Annotated in this window: 16 protein-coding genes; 9 read left to right on the forward strand and 7 right to left on the reverse strand. The window is 66.9% G+C overall.

Going from position 1 to position 16,210, the window contains the following annotated elements; translation table 11 throughout:
- Nucleotides 1-60 precede the first annotated feature (60 nt).
- From C457_RS08155 to C457_RS08165, 3 genes are all read left to right on the forward strand, one after another.
- Nucleotides 61-765: an SOS response-associated peptidase gene (locus C457_RS08155; RefSeq protein WP_008093571.1), complete on the forward strand. Its 705-nt coding sequence runs from the start codon at nucleotides 61-63 to the stop codon at nucleotides 763-765.
- Nucleotides 766-2,101: 1,336 nt separating this feature from the next.
- The gene (locus tag C457_RS08160) at nucleotides 2,102-2,548 is read left to right on the forward strand and encodes a DUF5805 domain-containing protein (protein WP_008093573.1); all 447 of its coding nucleotides are present in this window, start codon (nucleotides 2,102-2,104) and stop codon (nucleotides 2,546-2,548) included.
- Entirely contained in the window at nucleotides 2,538-3,587 is a 1,050-nt protein-coding gene (locus C457_RS08165) for a tyrosine-type recombinase/integrase (protein WP_008093575.1), read from the forward strand. Before C457_RS08160 ends, C457_RS08165 begins: the two co-directional genes overlap by 11 nt.
- Nucleotides 3,588-3,657: 70 nt before the next feature.
- On the opposite strand, the gene C457_RS08170 is transcribed toward C457_RS08165, so the two are convergent.
- The gene (locus C457_RS08170; RefSeq protein ID WP_008093576.1) at nucleotides 3,658-4,041 is read right to left on the reverse strand and encodes a RidA family protein; all 384 of its coding nucleotides are present in this window, start codon (nucleotides 4,039-4,041) and stop codon (nucleotides 3,658-3,660) included.
- A 188-nt stretch (nucleotides 4,042-4,229) separates the two neighbouring features.
- On the opposite strand from C457_RS08170, the gene C457_RS08175 reads away from it, so the two are divergent.
- Both C457_RS08175 and C457_RS08180 read left to right on the forward strand, forming a co-directional pair.
- Complete coding sequence (locus C457_RS08175) at nucleotides 4,230-4,844, forward strand: ArsR/SmtB family transcription factor (protein ID WP_008093578.1); 615 nt, start codon at nucleotides 4,230-4,232, stop codon at nucleotides 4,842-4,844.
- A gap of 42 nt (nucleotides 4,845-4,886) precedes the next feature.
- Complete coding sequence (locus C457_RS08180) at nucleotides 4,887-5,858, forward strand: hypothetical protein (RefSeq protein ID WP_008093579.1); 972 nt, start codon at nucleotides 4,887-4,889, stop codon at nucleotides 5,856-5,858.
- Here the strand turns inward: C457_RS08180 and C457_RS08185 are convergent.
- The 3 genes from C457_RS08185 to C457_RS08195 all read right to left on the reverse strand — a co-directional run bounded on the left by C457_RS08185 (nucleotide 5,855) and on the right by C457_RS08195 (nucleotide 9,818).
- On the reverse strand, nucleotides 5,855-6,751 hold the full coding sequence (locus C457_RS08185; protein WP_008093580.1) for a hypothetical protein: 897 nt from the start codon (nucleotides 6,749-6,751) through the stop codon (nucleotides 5,855-5,857). The two genes, C457_RS08180 and C457_RS08185, sit on opposite strands and share 4 nt — an antisense overlap.
- 75 nt (nucleotides 6,752-6,826) lie before the next feature.
- Complete coding sequence (locus C457_RS08190) at nucleotides 6,827-8,827, reverse strand: hypothetical protein (RefSeq protein ID WP_049913449.1); 2,001 nt, start codon at nucleotides 8,825-8,827, stop codon at nucleotides 6,827-6,829.
- 157 nt (nucleotides 8,828-8,984) lie between these two features.
- Nucleotides 8,985-9,818 (reverse strand): MBL fold metallo-hydrolase, encoded by an 834-nt coding sequence (locus tag C457_RS08195; RefSeq protein ID WP_008093582.1) that lies wholly within the window; start codon nucleotides 9,816-9,818, stop codon nucleotides 8,985-8,987.
- 506 nt (nucleotides 9,819-10,324) lie between these two features.
- Here C457_RS08195 and C457_RS08205 point away from each other — a divergent pair.
- A complete protein-coding gene (locus C457_RS08205) occupies nucleotides 10,325-10,774 on the forward strand; it encodes a TIGR00725 family protein (RefSeq protein ID WP_008093584.1) in 450 nt (149 codons plus the stop codon).
- 18 nt (nucleotides 10,775-10,792) lie between these two features.
- Here C457_RS08205 and C457_RS08210 read toward each other — a convergent pair whose 3' ends face one another.
- The 3 genes from C457_RS08210 to dph2 form a co-directional block, all read right to left on the reverse strand.
- A complete protein-coding gene (locus C457_RS08210; RefSeq protein WP_008093586.1) occupies nucleotides 10,793-12,397 on the reverse strand; it encodes a hypothetical protein in 1,605 nt (534 codons plus the stop codon).
- 86 nt (nucleotides 12,398-12,483) lie between these two features.
- Nucleotides 12,484-13,047, reverse strand: a complete 564-nt coding sequence (locus C457_RS08215; RefSeq protein WP_008093588.1) for a hypothetical protein — start codon at nucleotides 13,045-13,047, stop codon at nucleotides 12,484-12,486.
- Nucleotides 13,048-13,203: 156 nt separating this feature from the next.
- Complete coding sequence (dph2, locus tag C457_RS08220) at nucleotides 13,204-14,238, reverse strand: diphthamide biosynthesis enzyme Dph2 (RefSeq protein WP_004976731.1); 1,035 nt, start codon at nucleotides 14,236-14,238, stop codon at nucleotides 13,204-13,206.
- 165 nt (nucleotides 14,239-14,403) lie between these two features.
- Here dph2 and C457_RS08225 point away from each other — a divergent pair, with 165 nt between their 5' ends.
- The 3 genes from C457_RS08225 (at nucleotide 14,404) to C457_RS08235 (ending at nucleotide 16,194) form a co-directional block, all read left to right on the forward strand.
- Nucleotides 14,404-15,057, forward strand: coding sequence for an alpha/beta hydrolase (locus tag C457_RS08225; RefSeq protein WP_008093591.1), 654 nt, complete (start codon nucleotides 14,404-14,406; stop codon nucleotides 15,055-15,057).
- A gap of 80 nt (nucleotides 15,058-15,137) precedes the next feature.
- Complete coding sequence (locus C457_RS08230) at nucleotides 15,138-15,512, forward strand: YlbF family regulator (RefSeq protein ID WP_004976728.1); 375 nt, start codon at nucleotides 15,138-15,140, stop codon at nucleotides 15,510-15,512.
- A 64-nt stretch (nucleotides 15,513-15,576) separates the two neighbouring features.
- The gene (locus tag C457_RS08235; protein WP_008093595.1) at nucleotides 15,577-16,194 is read left to right on the forward strand and encodes a MinD/ParA family ATP-binding protein; all 618 of its coding nucleotides are present in this window, start codon (nucleotides 15,577-15,579) and stop codon (nucleotides 16,192-16,194) included.
- The last annotated feature ends 16 nt before the right edge of the window (nucleotides 16,195-16,210 follow it).

Consider the following 16,210-nt stretch of genomic DNA (forward strand, 5'->3'; position numbering starts at 1 on the left):
CCGCGCTCCCGGGACGTCCCCGCCGCGGGCGTTTTACCCGCAGGGCGCGAAGCCGAGGGTATGTGCGGCCGCTACACGCTGTTCACCCCGCCCGAGGAACTCGAAGTGCGGTTCGACGCGACGCCGACGCGCCCGCTTTCGGCGCGGTACAACTGCGCGCCCGGCCAGGAACTCCCGGTCGTGACCAACGAAGCGGACGACGAGTTCCGCTTTCTCAAGTGGGGACTCGTCCCCTCGTGGGCCGACAGCGCCAGCGTCGGCAACGACCGAATCAACGCCCGCGCGGAGACCGTCCGCGAGAAGCGGAGCTTCGCCGACGCCTACGAGGCCCGCCGGTGTCTCGTCCCGTCCGACGGCTTCTACGAGTGGGTCGACCGCGGCGGGCGAAAACAGCCCTACCGCGTCGCCTTCGAGGACGACCGCCCGTTCGCCATGGCCGGCCTCTGGGAGCGGTGGACGCCGCCGACGAAACAGACCGGCCTCGGCGACTTCGGAAGCGGCGGCCCCTCGCGCGAGCAGGGGCCGCTTGAGACGTTCACCGTCGTCACGACCGAGCCGAACGACCTCATCTCCGAGCTCCATCACCGGATGGCCGTCGTCCTCGACCCCGAGGAAGAAGAGACGTGGCTCCACGGCGACCCCGGCGAGGCGGCGGCGCTCCTCGACACCTACCCCGACGACGAACTCGGGGCGTACCCCGTCTCGACGCGGGTGAACAGCCCCGCTAACGACGGCCCCGAACTGATAGAGCGAGTCGAGGCGTAGCACGCTGGGGGAAAGCCGCCAGCGTACGGCTGTCCCGACACCTCCGACGCGAATCGGCTGGGTTCGATGGAATCCCGAATGTTCCGGAATCGGTCGAACCCGAGAATCTGGATTGCATATAGCGATATGAGATATACAGGTCTCGAATCGGACAATCGGCAACCCGTAGAGAGACCGTAACCTACGAGCTAACGAACGAGCCACGCTGACGGAGAGAATCGGGAAGACCGACGGTCGACAGTACTGACCGTCAGCGACGCAGAGCGAGAGGCAAGTCGTGCCCGCGGCTCGAGCGTTCGTATCGCAGCCAGGGGTTCGGTTTGCGCCGGTCGCATGGGTCGTGCGGACGAACCGATGAGTCACAGTCGAAATCCGAGACAGCTCACTCGACCGGGTCGTCGCCGTCGAGAGAGCAGCCCCCGTCGAATTCGAGCGTATTGACGAGTCACCGAGACTGCGATTCGAGCGATCCCGGAGAACGGCACAGCGCGCTTGAGAGCCGCTTCGGCGTGAGGTGGAAGGAAAGTAGGGTTCCCGTTCTCGCCTCGAAGATGGAGGGCTGTAGCGGCGTCAAACGCGAACGAATCGGGCCGTCGGAGACATCGGTCCGGGTCGCTCTCGGATGGTTCAACAATCATCGTCGACGGTGGGTTGCGTGTCCAAATCGAACAACATTCGAAGAGGCTCTGCGTGGCGACCCCAGTATAATAACAAAATATCCATTCTGAAATTAATCGGCGACAGACGACATATATTCGGGAGAAGAAAGATGAGATAATCTATGAAAATATCAAATGAATCTATGTTGCAATATATTTGTTCGAGAGAACGAGTCTGACGCGTCGGTGAGCGAGTAAATTCCACACTATAATATAAAGAAAAATTCTTTGAATAATTCGTCCCTAAATTTGAAGAATAAAACGGAGACGAATCATCGTCATTCGGGAGATTTATAATAATTCAGTTAGTTTTGGATTGAAATAACGAACGGCGTGGAACCGCATCCTCGAAACGTCACTCCGGGGGTAAACAATCCGAGAAATGCCATCTAATATTTGGGTGCCTTAGCATAAATGAGATATTATCGGCAGTTCTATGACCTCTCAGAAGCAACAAATTTTGGCCGAGTCTCAGATCCGCTCGAAACGCCTGAAATCGGGACTCTCCAGAGTAACTAAATATCCTGAATACTACATGCAAACCGCCGAAAATACGGTTGCATAATTCAGGATAATTCAACTCCACCGCGGGAAATCCACATGTGCATCTCAGGATAACATCTCTTATTCTGGACTGTGCCGGTAGATTGAATATCGACCCCCGTGTCGATCCGTCCATGAGCGACGAGGCCGACCGCGCGACGGTGCAAACCTACCTCCCGGCCCACCAGAAGGCCATCTGGAAGGACCACGCGGACCGACTCGGGATGAGCCAGAGCGAATTTGTCAGAACGATGGTACAGGCCGGTCGGCGCGATTTCGACGTTCCGACGAGAGGCGATGAGACGGCCACAACCCCCGGGGTTGACGGGGGAGAAACGGGGCTCCAGAACGGCGGTTCAAATCAAGACGAGGAGGACGAAAATAACGACCAGTTCGAGGCCCGAATCGTCGAGGCGCTCGCGGTCGATTCTCACCGGTCGTGGGACGACCTCGTTTCGGCGCTGACCGACGACATCGAAGACCGCCTCGAATCGACGCTGCAGGAACTGCAATCGAGCGGCCGAGTCGTGTACAGCGGGCGACACGGCGGCTACACGCTGGCGGAGCGCGATGGCCGCTGAGCGCCCCGCCGACGCGGAGGACCCGGTCGGGTACTTCCTGCAGGATATGACTTACCACGGGAAGACCGACCGGACCCGCGACGCCTACGAACGGGTCCTCCGAGCGTTCGAATCGTTCCTCGGTGACCCCTCGCGGAACCCCTCCGGGACCGCTCGGTCGGTCGACGACGCGACCCACCGCGACTGCATGGCGTGGATACACACCCTGCGAAACCGCGACGTCGCACCGAGCACGGTGGCGACGTACGCCTCCTACCTCCACCGATTTTACGCCTACATGGCGCAGGTCGGCGCGTTCGACTCCAATCCGATGAGTCTCGTGATGGAGGAGATGGACGAGCGCATCGACACCAACCCCGCTCGCCGGGAGCTTTCGGTCCCGCAGATGCGGGGGTTCGTCCGCGAAATCGCCCATCCGCTGGACCACGCGCTGGTGGTCACCCTCCTCAAGACCGGGATGCGCGTCGGCGAACTGTGCAATCTCGACCTTCGAGACGTGTCGCTGGCGGCGGATACACCGCTTTCCGGTGTATCGACCCGCGCCGCCCTCGACGGACGCGGGCCGTCGATATACGTCGCCGCCGACCCGAGCGTCGGAAGCGTCACCAACGGCGAATCGCGGACCGCCTCGAACAAGCGAAAGCGGTCGACGGTGGTCCCGGTCGACGAGGAGTTGGAAGGCGTCCTCCTGCGCTGGCTGGCGATTCGACCAGATTCGCCGTCGCCGGCGGAGCCGCTTTTCGTCGGCACTGCATCGGGCTGGGGCCAACGACTGGAACCCGACGCCGTCCACCACGTCGTCACCGCTCACGCCGCCGACGCCGGGTGGTACCGGGCGGGCGGCGACCGCGAGGAGAACGTCACGCCGCACTACTTCAGGCACTTCTTCACCACCCACCTCCGGGACCGGACCGGCGACCGCGGCATCGTCAAGTACCTCCGCGGCGACGTTGCCGGCGACATCATCGACACGTACACCCACAACTGGGGCGATAGAGTGCGTGAGACGTACGAATCGAAGATCTACTCGCTTTGCTGAGCGGCTTGCGAGCTGTTCGAAGCGCTACTTGTAAACTGTATATCGCTATACTGAATCCGGTGGTCGAAGTTTATCGTTTGACGCCCGTCGCCTCGATTTGGACGGCGACGTCGTTCGGGAGTTCGGAGACGCCGACGACGGTCATCGCCGGTCTCCGGTCGTCGAAGTAGGCGTCGTAGGCCGACTCGATGGCGTCGATTCGGTCGAGGTCGGTCGTGTAGACCGTGGTCCGGAGCACGTCGTCTAAGTCGAGATCAGAGCGTCCGACGGCCGCTTCTACGCGTTCGAGCGCGTTTACCGTCTGACTCTCGACCGACTGGTGACCGTCCGCCGTCTGCTCCGGGTCGGGGTACTGCGCGTCGAAGAAGACGAGTTGCAGGTTCCGCTTTCGAGCGCCGTAGCCGGCAGTCGCCTTGAAGTGGTCGCCCTCGTATCGGGCCGCATCGCCGTTCATATCCGCACCTCCGCGGGATTCGTTCGAATCTGGTTCACGGTCGTACTACCCCGCGAGCGGCCATCGACGTATCGCTAGCATGTACTAACTTCGGGAGAGAGATTCTCACGCGGTGAATCAGAGGGTCAAACGGATGCTTGACTCATGCCGGTCTCTTTATCCGCGGAGCGAGAACGACGGCCGAGACCGTGAGTTCGTTGCTCCCGTTGAAACCCGCCGCCGCATCGATTCGAGACCGAGCCCTGACGCCGCTTCTCGTCGAGCTCGACGACGACGACGCGGACGAGGTTCTGTCGGCGCTCTCGTCGACCACCGCGAGGCGACTCCTGGCCGCCGTCTACGACGACCCGCGCCCCGCCTCGGAACTGGCCGACGAACTCGACACGACGCTCCAGACCGTCGGCTACCACATCGAGCGACTGGTCGACGCCGAGTTGATAGAACCCGTGACGACGTGGGTCTCCGCGCAGGGCCGCGAGATGGCCGTCTACGGCCCGACCCGCTCGGCCGTCGTCCTCTTCGCGGGCGCGGAACGGACCGAATCGAAGCTCTCCTCTGGCCTCCGGACGCTAGTCGCCGGCGTGGGCGTCACGCTGGTCGGAAGCGTCGCCGTGCAGGCGCTGTGGACCGCGCGGCGACCGCAGGTCCGGTACGCCGCGCCGGCTCCGACCGCCCCCGAACCGAGCGTCGCGGAGTTCGTCGCCTCCTACCTCGCCGGACCCGGCGCGCTCGTTCTCCTCGTCGGCGTCGTCCTCGCCGTCCTCGTGAGCCTCGGCGCGGTCTGGACTCAAAGGCGCGTTTGAGCCACACACAGGGGGAAGTGACCCCGACGCGTTGGGAGAGGTGTGCAACGACGAACCCTCCTCGCCGCGGCCGGAACCGGCCTCGCGGCGGCGCTGACAGGCTGTATCGCAAGTGCCGGCGACGGTGCAGACGACTCGGACGACGGGAACTCGACGACCGAATCGACCCCCGACCCGACGCCGACGCCCGAACCGGTGGACGCCGTCTCGGTCGCGACCGGCGAGCGCCTCACGACGGTCGTCGGCGACGGTCCCGCCAGCGACGACGGGGCGCTGAAACCCCACCACGTCCGCCTCGAAAACCCGACCGACGAGCCGTGGACCGCCCGTATCGACGTGTCGCGCCCGCTCGGCGCAGGCCACAGAGAGACCTACGAACTCGACACCGACGCGACGGTGAACGTCGCGCTTCGCATCCCTGCCGACTACGAACTGACGGTCACCGACATCACCTCGGACGCCGTGTCGGCCGAGTCGGTCGGTCCCGAGGACTTCGACTGTAACCGCTCGTGGACGGCGTTTTCGCCCGGCGACGGCGGTGTCTCGGTCTCCGGGGCGTCCACCCGGATGGCCTGCGGACCCCACGTGCTCGCGGCCGACGACGCGGTCACAGTCGCGCTCGGTGACGGGTCGCTTCCCACCGACGCGACCAAACCCCACGGCCTCGCCGTCACGAACCCGACCGACTCGGCCGAAGTCGTCGAGTTCGCCTACGAGACGCCCGCGGGCGCGGTGGCCTTCGGCGGCGCGTACCGCCTCGAACCCGGCGCGCGGGTCGGCGCGTCGCTGACCGAAGCCCGCGAGGTCACGCTCCGCGTCGCTCGGCGGAACGAGTCGGGCGAAGAGACGACCGAGACGGTCACCATCGAAGAATCGCAGTTCGACTGCAACGCGTCGAACACGACCGTCTCGCTTACCGACGACGGCGGCTTCGAGGTGCGGACGCTCTCGACGCTGATGTTCTGCGGCGACGCGGACGCGAAAAACGAGTCGTCGGCGTCACTCGGCAGTTAGACCTTCAGTTCGGTCTCTAACCCGGGCGACGCGATGGCCCGCTTGACGGTTTCGGCGGCCGGCGTCGCCTCCGCGACGTTCTCCATCAGGACCGTCTCGCTCGGGAACAGGTGTTCGCCGAGGACGAGACCGTGTTCGCGCGCGGTCGACCCGGTCATCGTGAGGTAGACGCCGATACCGGTCTCCGCGATGGCGGCCTCTTCTTCGGGCGCGCCGTTCGGATACGCGAACGTCACGTCGTCGAGACACCGCGTGCCGAGGACCGCCTCCACGAGGCGCTCGTAGCGCGGCGAGATACACAGGTCGCCCGCGTAATCCGCGACGAAGTCGCGGTCGAGTTCGGAGCCCGGCGGGAGGAGTTCGGGGTCGGCCATGAGCGTGTGGTAAACCGTGTCGCCGAGGCCGGAGACGACCCGAACGTCGGTGTCCATCGGGTCGATGCGGGCGTTCACGTCCTCGATGCTCCCGAGACCGTCGGGGCGGAGTTTGACGACCTCTTCGAGGACGAGGTCGGCGCTGTCGAAGCCGAGGCCGAACTCGTGGGTCCGCAGGGCGCGGAACGGCTCCTCGCGCCCGACGAGGTGAATGTCGACTCCGTCGATTTCGAGGACGACGCTGTCGAAGACGATGCGCCGCGGCATCCCGTCTCGGTCGTCGCGCAGGAGCGTGTACTCCGGCGCGGCCGGGTCCGAGAGGTCGCTGTAGTCCGCGAGTCGCTCGTACACGTCGTGTTCCGGCTGGGTATGGCCCTTCGTGACCGACTTCTCGTATCGGAGCGTCGAGGTGATTTCGTCCGCCACCTCGGCGATGCTCTCGGTCGTGGCGAACCGCTCGAGCACCGCTTCGAGGGGGCGACCCTTTCGCGGAACAGCGACGCGCACCGTCTCTGTCATCATCGGAACGTCGGGACGGCCCGCTAAACAGGTTGCGCTTCGGGAAAACGTCTCTCGGGAGAGAGCTCGGCGGGGCTACTCCGATTCGTCGCCGGCGTCGTCGTCGCCGGCGGCCGGACCGCCGCCCATGCCGGTCCCGAAGGCTCCCGCGAGGCGCTCGCGGAAGGTTTCGAGTTCGGCGACGGTGTCGTTCAACTCTTGGATGTCGTCGCGCAGGGCCTCGATTTCCTCGTCGGCCGCGGCGTCTTCGACCCGCGATTGAACGTCCGCGAGGCGGTCGTCGAGGGCCCCGCGCGTCTCCACGATGTCCCCGTCGAGTTCGGCGATGTCCTCGCGGATGTCGCCGACCTCGGCGTGGAGCGTCGAGGCCTGTTCGGTCGCTTCCGCGGCGCTGTTTTCGGCCCCTTCGAGCCGCTCGACGGTCTCGTCTAACCGACCGGCGATGTCGTCGAGGCGCTCGCGGACCGTCACGAGTTCCTCCTCGCGCTTGGCGAGCGTCTCCTCGACGCTGTCGAGGCGTGCGGAGCCGGCGTCGATGTTCCGCGAGGCGGTTTCGAGCCGCTCGTCGTGGTCCTCGAACCGACCGTCGTGGTCGTCCAGTCGACCCTCGACGGCCTCGAACTGCTCGTTGTGGGATTCGAGCCAGCCGTGGTGGTCGTCGAGCGTGTCGTCCGCGGTTTCGAGGTCGGACGCGAGGCCTTCGAGCCGGCCGTCGTGGTCGTCGAGGCGACCTTCGGCGTCCGCGACTCGCGTGGCGACGCGGTCGGAGCGGTCGTCGACCGCGGCGATGGTCTCCTCGGCCGCGTCGAGCCGAGAGGTCGCGTCGTCGACCGACTCGACCGCGCCGTCGACCATCGAGTCGAGGGCGTCGAGGTCCTCGCGGAACGCGGTCATCTCGGTGCGGAACTCGGAGACGAGTTCGCTTCCGGTTCCCTCCTCGTCGATGAACTCCGCGAGCGCGTCGGAGTACGCCGCGAGGTCCTCCATCTGCGACTGGAGGCGGCGGATGCGAACGTCGGTGCTCCGGCGCGTCTCGGCGTCGACCGCCTCGCGCAGGACTTCGATGTCCTCCTCGTCGGCCGACCCCGACCGAATCTCGGCGGCGAGCGCGCCGACGAGGGTGTCCGCGTCGGTCGCTGGCGCGCTTCCGGCCGCGTCCACGTCGTCGACCTCACCCGGCTCGCCGACCGGCGGTTCGGCGTCGGTATCGACGTCTTCGGCGGCCTCAACCTCGACCTCGGTATCGACATCGGGCTGTTCGAGGTGCGCGGTCACGGCCGGCGCGGTATCGGTGGCGACCGCGCGCGGGCCGGTCGGCTCGGCGGGGTCGTCGGCTTCCGCGTCGGCGTCGAGAACGTCGGCGTCGGCTTGGCTGACCTCGTCGGCCACGTCGGTCTCGTCGGCCACGTCTCCCTCGCCGTCTCCGCCCTCGAAGGCGGCCGCGAGGTCGTCGTCGGTCGGCTCGTCGTCGAAGACTTCCGCGCCGTCGGACGCCTCAGGGGCCGCCTCGGCTTCGACGGCGGCTTCGGCCTCTACGGCGTCGGCGGCGTCGGCGGCGGGTTCTTCGAGGACGACTTCCCTTTCGTCCTCACCGTCCGCGTCGGCCACCTCGTCGTCGTGGAGCGGTTCGCGGTTCCCCGCGAGCACGTCTCGAACGAGCTGACTGCGGTCCTCGCCGAGGATGTCGTCGATGTCGTCGGGGTCGATACCGCCGTCGACGGGGATGCGTTCGAGCGTCGGCTCTTCGAGGAAATCCGTCTGGTCGTGGCCGTCGGTGATGCGGATACCGTAGACCGTCACGAGTTCCTCGCCGGGCTCGAGCGTCCGCTCGTACTCGACGCGGTGGTCCTTGTAGGCCGTCCAGTTGTCGCTCTCGAACTCGGGGTGGAACCCGACGCTCTCCATCGGAAACGACTCCGGAATGCGGTCGATGACCCGGATTCGGGTCGCCTCGTCTCGCGTCGAACTGATGACGAACTTGATGGCAGGAACGGGAAACTCGTCGGCGGCGAAGGTCTTTTCGACCGTAACCTCGCCGTCGGAAACCGATGTAACCCCTTCGGACTCGCGGCTCATGGCCGCCACTTTCCCGACATCCATTATAAAACAACCGGGGGCCGTGGAGCTGCCCCGCCGCAGTCTCTCGATTCGACCGTTTCGACGCGGTGACTGTCCGTCTGTGTCGACCGTCGCTAAAAGGGCCGTCGCGGGAAACGCGGTTCTGGACGCGGCCTCAGAGGTCGACGCGGTCGCCGATTTCGACGAGGTCGAGCGAGCGCGGGGCCTCGAAGCTCTTTGCGTGGTGGTGCAGCACCTTCGGGTCGGCGGTCATGCCCTTCCACATGTCCCAGTGGGTCGGCACGAGGCGGTCGAGGTCGAGGTCGCTGGCGGCCTCGATAATCTGGTTCTCGTCGTTGTACCACTTCGTTCGAATCGGCTCGCCCGTCTCCTTGTCGGGGATGTTGCCGATGGTCCCGAACGCGAGGATGCCGAGGTCGAGGTCGTAGCGCTCGCCGATGTCGGCGAACTCCTCGGCGGGCTTGGTGTCGCCCCCGTGGATGAACGTGCCGGACTCGTGTTCGAAGACGTAGGCGACCGGGTGGCTCGCGTCGGGGTCGTAGGCGGGCTCGACGTGGACCGTGAACTCGCCGATTTCGACGCTGTCGCCCTCGGTGACCTCCTCGAATTGGTCGTCGGAGAGGTCGTAGTCGTCGAACCACGCCTCGTCGTCGTAGGCGACGGCGAGCGAGTCGTCGGGGGCGACGAACGTCGCGCCCGTGTTCTCGAGGATGGGGGCCTGACTCGGGCCGTGGACGTGGTCCGTGTGCTCGTGCGTTGCGAGGACCGCGTCGGCCTCGGCCACGTCCTCGGGGTCGAACGGGACGGGAATCATGCGGACCGTTCGCGGCGGGTCGCCGATGCCGACGTACGGGTCGACGAACAGCGTCGTGCCCTCGCTGCCCTTGATGACGAACCCGTTGCATCCCAGATACCAGATGGCCACCGTCTCGGGGTCGGCCGACTCGACCGCGCGTGGGAGCCAGTCGCTCCAGTCGCTGACTGTCATAGACACGTGTCCTCGCGCGGGGGGACTAAGCGTTGCGCTCTCTCGCGTTCGGCGCGCCGCGAGAGCCGCCTCGCGTTCCGTGACACCGCCGCCGTCGCGTCCCGGAATTCGGCGCAATTTCCGCAATATGTGTGAAAATACCGTAGAACGCAATAGAATCGGGTGATGTATGTGGTGTATAAGGTAGTACCCCGACAAGATATTTAGTGTAGGCACACATGGCATCAATTACCATGTCAAGAACTCACAAACAAACGGCGGATTTCTCGTCGATGGCTCGGACGATGCGCGCGTGCGGTGCGTGGGAAGCGGTTTCCCCGCTGGACGACGACGCACGGCGAACAGACGAGTTCTGACGCGACCGAACACTCCGCGTTCGGCCCGGTCGGGCGACGCGGCCCCGCACTTATCTTCTTCGACGCGGTCCGATACCCCATGCCCACAGCAATCAGTCACCACGACGGGCGCCGAGCGAACACCGCAGAGCGCGGAGCGGAGGGTTCGCCGTGCGCGTGAGCGTCGTCGGCGGCAGCGTCGTCCCCGACCCGGTCGAAACTATCGCCGAAGACGTGGGCCGCCTGCTCGCCCAGCGCGGCCACACGGTCGTCTGCGGCGGTCTCGGCGGCGTCATGGAGGCAGCTTGCCGCGGCGCAAAAGACGCCGGCGGCACGACCATCGGCGTCCTCCCGGGCGAGGACCGTGACGAGGCAAACCCCTACGTCGATATCGCCGTCGCGACCGGTCTCGGCCACGCGAGAAACGCGCTCGTCGCCATGAACGGAGACGCCGTCATCGCCATCGACGGCGGCGGCGGAACCCTCTCGGAAATCGGCTACGCCAACGTCTTCGACCGCCCCACGGCCGGGCTCAGAACCCAGCAGGTCGGCTCGCTCGGCGGGTTCGAACCGTGCGACTCGCCGGAGGATGCCGTGGCGTTCATCGAAGACGCGGTCTGAGAGCCCGGTCGCGCCGCGCTACGCGTCCGCGACGCCCTCGTCGCGTTCGACGCAATCACGGAGCAGGTCGTCGACGACGCTCTCTCGGAACGACTCCCAGTCGGTCGTCGACGTCCAGAGCCGACCCGCGTCCGTGGGTTCAAGCGCGTCGCGGCCGCGTTCGCGCTCGCGCGTCGTGACGAACCCGTTCGCGGTGAGTCCCTCGACGGCCACGTCGAGGCGCGGGGCGAGCGCGTTCGAGAGCCGCTTTTCGAATCGGTCGCCGGTCACGCTATCCCGAGCGACGCCCACGCAGAACGAATCGAAGGCCGACCACGTCTCCTCGTCGCGCGCGCCGGCGACGATACCGTGGTGTTCGGCGCGCTCGCGGAGTTCGGCGGCGACCGCGCGACGCGTCCGCTGGCGGGAGCGCGGCGGTCCGCCGGCGAGGACAGACAGAATTGTGGCTTCGAGGTCGCCCAGCGGCGAGAGCGCGTGGCCGTCGAGTTCGAGGGTTGACTCGCCCGTCGCGTGGCCCGCCTCGTCGAGTTCCGAGAGGCTCGTCGCGGCCTCGGCGGCCCGTTCGGTGAGGGCCGTCGTCCGCTCGGCGACCGGGCCGGCGGCGGCCGAGAGCTGCGCCCGGGCGTCCAGATAGGCGTCGAGGTGCGCCTCGAAGCGGTCGAGCGACGCGAACAGCTCGATGGTCGCCCGGTCTTCGAACTTCCCGAAGCGCGCCTCACAGCTCGTTCGGAAGCGGGCGACCAGTTCGCTGGGATTCTCCTCGACCGCCGCGAGCAGGCGGCTCTCGTCGTCGAGCCACGCGTCGAGCGCATCGAGCACTGCGTTCGGGTCGCGCGTGTCCTCGGGGTCCGGACGGGGTGCCTCGGACTCGACGAGGTCCGCGAGCTGCTCGCGAGCGCGCCCGACGTAGGAACTCATCGCGCCGAGCGGCGAGTCACCGTTGGAGCGCGCCCCGCGAGCGCCCGCGGTTCGGCCGGCGCGGGAGTTCGGACGTGACCGTCGGGACTCGCCGCTGGCCTCGGCGAGCGCGTCCCGCAGGTCCGACAGGGCGATTCGGAGCTGTCGGGCGACGGCGGCGGCCGCGGGGCCGTCGGCGACGCGGCGGAACTCGTCGAACGCGTCGGACGCGGCCTCGACGTCGGAAACGAGAGTCCGGAGGTCGTCGATGGCGGCGAGATCGGGACGGTCGGTCGCGGGGACGGTCAGAAGCGAGACGGTCCCGCGTTCGAGCTCGCCGCCGTCGACGAGGGCGGTTCGCGCGGCGTAGAAGGCGGCGGCGACCTGCGGGGGCGCGCCGGCGAGGTTCACCCGCACGTCGCCGTCCACGGCGGCCTCGCGGAGCAGGTCGGTCGTCGCGGCGTACAGCTCCGCGAAAGAGCCGGTGAAGGGGAGCCGTGCTTCGTCGAGCGTTCCCCGACCGGCGAGCCGTTCGCTGACGACTTTCGCGGCGTGTGCGCTCGCTCGCGGCGCGCCGGGCGCGCAGTCGTCCGGGTCGCGACCCTGCTCGGGGTCGGCCTCGTCGCGGACCAGACGAACCCGGTCGGCGTCGACGTCGCCTGCTTCGAGCGGGGTGACGACCCGCTGCACGTCGAGTCCGAGGACGGAGAGGTGGGTCGTCGGCATCTGTCTGACCCATTCGCTACCGGTACCCTCAATGTTGTGGTGGCTCCTGAGAGCCGCCTGTCAGAATCAGAAGCGCCGGCGCGGCGTCAGACCCACGAGCGGATGAGGTTGCGCCCGACGACGCCGAGCCCGAGCGTGTCGACGACGAACAGGATGACGCCGCCGATGATGGGGACGAGCGACAGGACCGCCGCGATGAGCGCGCCGACCGCGACCGAGACGCCGAGCGGGGGCGACCCGCCGGAGGCGGTGCCAGTCACGAGCGAGCCGAGGAGGACGGTCGCGAGCGCACCGCCGACGATGCCGAGGAGGATGAACGCGAGGAACCCCGGAATCGCCACGAGGAGGCCGATGATGGTGATTGCGAGGAGGACGAGGACGATGAGGCCGCCGATGCCGATGCCGAGGCCCCAGAGGAACGACCCGCCGGGGTCGTCCCGAATCTCGGCGATGGCGTCTCTGGTGTACGCCGGGGCCGCGGCGACGAGGATGCCGCCGACGACGAGGTCGATGAGGAAGCTCACGCCAGCACGGAACACCGGCGAAAGCTGCTGTGCGGACTCGAGGTTCTGCGCGGCGGCGGTTCCCGCGAGCGCGAGGACGCCGAGCAGGCTCAGGAGGGCGGTTCGTGACGTTCGTGGAGGGACCATACGTATCCGTGGAATGGCGACCCGTATAGGTATTCTGGACGGACTGTCAGGAGATCAGATACGTCCGAAGCGAGGTGGAAGAGTCGAAACAGGACGCTCGTCTCGGCGGCGTCGCGAGAGCCACGCGGGGGCGGGGCGCTCACCGGGAGTCTCGGGCTACCAGGTGCCGTGGAACGTGTCGAACTCCAGAGAGTCGAGCGGTTCGTCGCCGACGGCGATGCGGTACTCCTGCGGCGTCAGCATCGGCTTGTGGAACCGCGGGCCGTCGTCGGTTGTGATGCGCGGACAGCCGGTGTTGACGAACGCGTCCATGTCGAAGTTCCGGAGCCTGTCGGGCGTCACCTCGTCCATCGTGATGAGGTAGGCGTTCTCGTTGTCCTCCAGAATCTTCTCGGCGATTTCCATGCGACCCTGGCCGATTTTCGTACAGAAGATGACGCCCCACTTCTCGGCGTCCATCGCCTTGTGGACCGAGGCGTACCGCTGTTTCATGAACTTCCGCGTGTCGGCGATGGTGACGACGTTGTTCACGGGGTCGGCGATGACGACATTCTTGTCGGGGTGTTCCATCGCGAGGCCGAGCGGGTGGAACTTGCCGCCGCCGACGTAGAGCACGTCGTCCGCCGGGATGTCCGCGGAGGCGTAGTTGCAGCCGAGGACCTGTCCCTCGTAGGTGAGGCGGTCGTCGCCCTTGCGGGTCTGGACGGTGTAGCCGCGCTCTTCGAGCCAGTCGCACATGTCCTCGAAGCGGTTCATGTGCTGGGCGGTGGTGACGAGACCGACCTCGTCGCCCTCGATGTCGTCGAGCGCGTCCTCCATGATGGGGAAGGGGTCGACGTTGGAGAACAGCGGGACGTAGATGATTTTGTCCGACTCCTTCATCGGCGAGTGGCCGAAGTGGACGAACACGTCGGTCCGCCGCATGAGGTAGGTGTCGAGGTCGCACGCGCCGTAACACGGCTGGCCGGAGAGCATGAACGTCACGTCGTCGTCGCAGAGCTGTCGGAGGTCGTCGGCGACCGCCGGGCCGCGGCGCTTCAGTCCCTCGGGGAACTGGAGGCCGACGCGCTTGGCGTCGCGCTCCTCGATGGCTTCGACGATCTGTTCGAGCTCGTAGTCCCACTCCCGGTCGTGCTTGAGCGACATCCCGGTGTTTCGAAGGTCTCCCTCCGAGGTGGCGTCCTGACTCATTGCCCCATCGTTGCGGACGGAGCCGTTTAACCACCGCGCTTCCCCACGAATGAGCGTCACACACCCGCACGCACGCCGAAGCGAACCGCGGCGTCGACGGCGGCGTCACCCGGTTACCCCGTTGTCACTCGGGGATTCAAGACTCGCCGCGGCCTACCGCCGTCCATGTCCGACATCCCCCTCGAACACGTCCACGTCGAACCGTCGGAACCGGGCGACGGCCCGGCTCCCGCCGTCGTCCTGCTCCACGGCCGCGGCTCGAACGAACAGGACCTCCTCTCTATCGCACAGGAGTTCCCCGACCACGTCCACGTCGTGAGTCTCCGCGCGCCCGACCGCCTGCAGGGCGGCTACACGTGGTACGAACTCGACCTCTCAGAGGGCGGCCTCCACCAGAGCCAGCCCCACGCCGAGCAGTTCGAGCGCTCGCGAAACCTCGTCCGCGAGGCTATCGCCGGGGCGGTCGAGGCGTACGACATCGACCCCGACCGAATCGGCCTCCTCGGGTTCAGCCAGGGCGCGATTACCAGCCTCTCGCTCCTCCTCGACGACCCCGACGACTACGCGTGGGTCGTCGCGCTCCACGGCTACCTCGCGGATTCCCACGCCGACCTCGAACCCGACGGCATCGCCGGCAAGCCGGTGTTCGTCGGCGGCGGATCGATGGATCAAATCATCCCGTCCTCGCGGGTCGAACGCGCGGCCGAGCGCCTCCGCGAGCTCGGCGTGGACGTGACCGCGAACCTCTACGGCGCGCCCCACGGTGTCAGCCCGGACGAACTGCAGGACGTGGTCGCGTTCGTCGAGTCCCACGTCTGAGCCCTCCGCAGGGCCGACCGCTTGCCACCTCTCCTTCCCCGTTCGGCAGGTTGAAACCGCTCGCACCCCAACGCGCGGCTATGAGCACGCAGACGACGCGGCTCGAAGAACTCGGGCGCGAACTCGGCGAGGCCATCGCCGACCATCCGAAGTACGAAGCCTACGAGGAGGCGAAGGCCGCCGTCGAAGCCGACGACGACGTGCAGGAACTCATCACGGAGTTCAACCAGCTCCGCGAGGAGTTCAACGTGGCCCGACAGATGGGCGAAGCGACCCAGGAGGGGCTCCGGAAGGTCCAAGCGGCCCAAGAAGAACTCCACTCCGAGCCCGTGATGGAGGAGTACCTCCTCGCGCAGGCCGAACTCGTCGGCGAGTTGGAGAAGATTAACGAGGCCATCTCGGAGCCGCTTGCGGTCGACTTCGGCGGCGAGGCCGGCGGCTGCTGTAACGACTGAGGCCAACTCGACGCGGCTCGTTTTCGCCGCAGGTTCAAGTACCAAGCCGGGGCCAGCCCCGGCTATGTTGGCAATCGCGGGCGGCAAGGGCGGCAGCGGCAAGACCACCACGACCCTCGGACTGGCGAGCGCGCTCGACGGCCCGGTGCTCGCCGTCGACGCCGACAGGGACATGCCGAACCTCCACGCGATGGCCGGCGTGGAGCGCCGAGTGGACGCCGTCTCGGGCAAATCGGTGTGCGAACCCTCGGTTCGGTCGCATCCGACCGACTCGACCGTTTCCGTGCTCCCGGCACCCACCGGAACCGACGACGAGGCCTTCGAGCGGTGGCTTCGGACCGCCGCGGACGACGAACGTCGCGCGGTCGTCGACTGCCCAGCGGGTGCTGGTCCCGACGCCGCCGTCCCGCTCCGCGTCGCCGACGCCGTGGTCATCGTGTCGCCGCTGTGCGCGCCGGCGCTCCGCGACGCCGCCAAGACGGCCGCGATGGCGCGGGCGCTCGGCACCCCCGTCGTCGGGTGTGTCATCTCGCGGTCACGAATGGCTCCAGAGGCGGTGTCCGACCTCGTGGGCGCGCCGGTGCTCGGGACCGTTCCGGAGGAGTCGTCGCCAGTTCTCACCCGTCCGACAGTTCGGGCCGCGTACCGTCGAATCGCCGACAGGATACCGGGGAAGAAGTAATATGAGCGACTTCCTT

This window comes from Haloferax prahovense DSM 18310 (genome assembly GCF_000336815.1).
In the GTDB taxonomy this organism is placed as follows: domain Archaea; phylum Halobacteriota; class Halobacteria; order Halobacteriales; family Haloferacaceae; genus Haloferax; species Haloferax prahovense.

Excerpts from the sequence above, each read along its gene's own strand:
- C457_RS08160 (WP_008093573.1), top strand. The coding sequence starts at position 2,102 with ATGAGCGACGAGGCCGACCGCGCGACGGTGCAAACCTACCTCCCGGCC.
- C457_RS08235 (WP_008093595.1), top strand. The coding sequence starts at position 15,577 with ATGTTGGCAATCGCGGGCGGCAAGGGCGGCAGCGGCAAGACCACCACG.
- C457_RS08155 (WP_008093571.1), top strand. The coding sequence starts at position 61 with ATGTGCGGCCGCTACACGCTGTTCACCCCGCCCGAGGAACTCGAAGTG.
- C457_RS08190 (WP_049913449.1), bottom strand. The coding sequence starts at position 8,827 with ATGAGCCGCGAGTCCGAAGGGGTTACATCGGTTTCCGACGGCGAGGTT.
- C457_RS08230 (WP_004976728.1), top strand. The coding sequence starts at position 15,138 with ATGAGCACGCAGACGACGCGGCTCGAAGAACTCGGGCGCGAACTCGGC.
- C457_RS08210 (WP_008093586.1), bottom strand. The coding sequence starts at position 12,397 with ATGCCGACGACCCACCTCTCCGTCCTCGGACTCGACGTGCAGCGGGTC.
- C457_RS08215 (WP_008093588.1), bottom strand. The coding sequence starts at position 13,047 with ATGGTCCCTCCACGAACGTCACGAACCGCCCTCCTGAGCCTGCTCGGC.
- C457_RS08170 (WP_008093576.1), bottom strand. The coding sequence starts at position 4,041 with ATGAACGGCGATGCGGCCCGATACGAGGGCGACCACTTCAAGGCGACT.
- dph2 (WP_004976731.1), bottom strand. The coding sequence starts at position 14,238 with ATGAGTCAGGACGCCACCTCGGAGGGAGACCTTCGAAACACCGGGATG.
- C457_RS08195 (WP_008093582.1), bottom strand. The coding sequence starts at position 9,818 with ATGACAGTCAGCGACTGGAGCGACTGGCTCCCACGCGCGGTCGAGTCG.
- C457_RS08185 (WP_008093580.1), bottom strand. The coding sequence starts at position 6,751 with ATGACAGAGACGGTGCGCGTCGCTGTTCCGCGAAAGGGTCGCCCCCTC.
- C457_RS08165 (WP_008093575.1), top strand. The coding sequence starts at position 2,538 with ATGGCCGCTGAGCGCCCCGCCGACGCGGAGGACCCGGTCGGGTACTTC.
- C457_RS08225 (WP_008093591.1), top strand. The coding sequence starts at position 14,404 with ATGTCCGACATCCCCCTCGAACACGTCCACGTCGAACCGTCGGAACCG.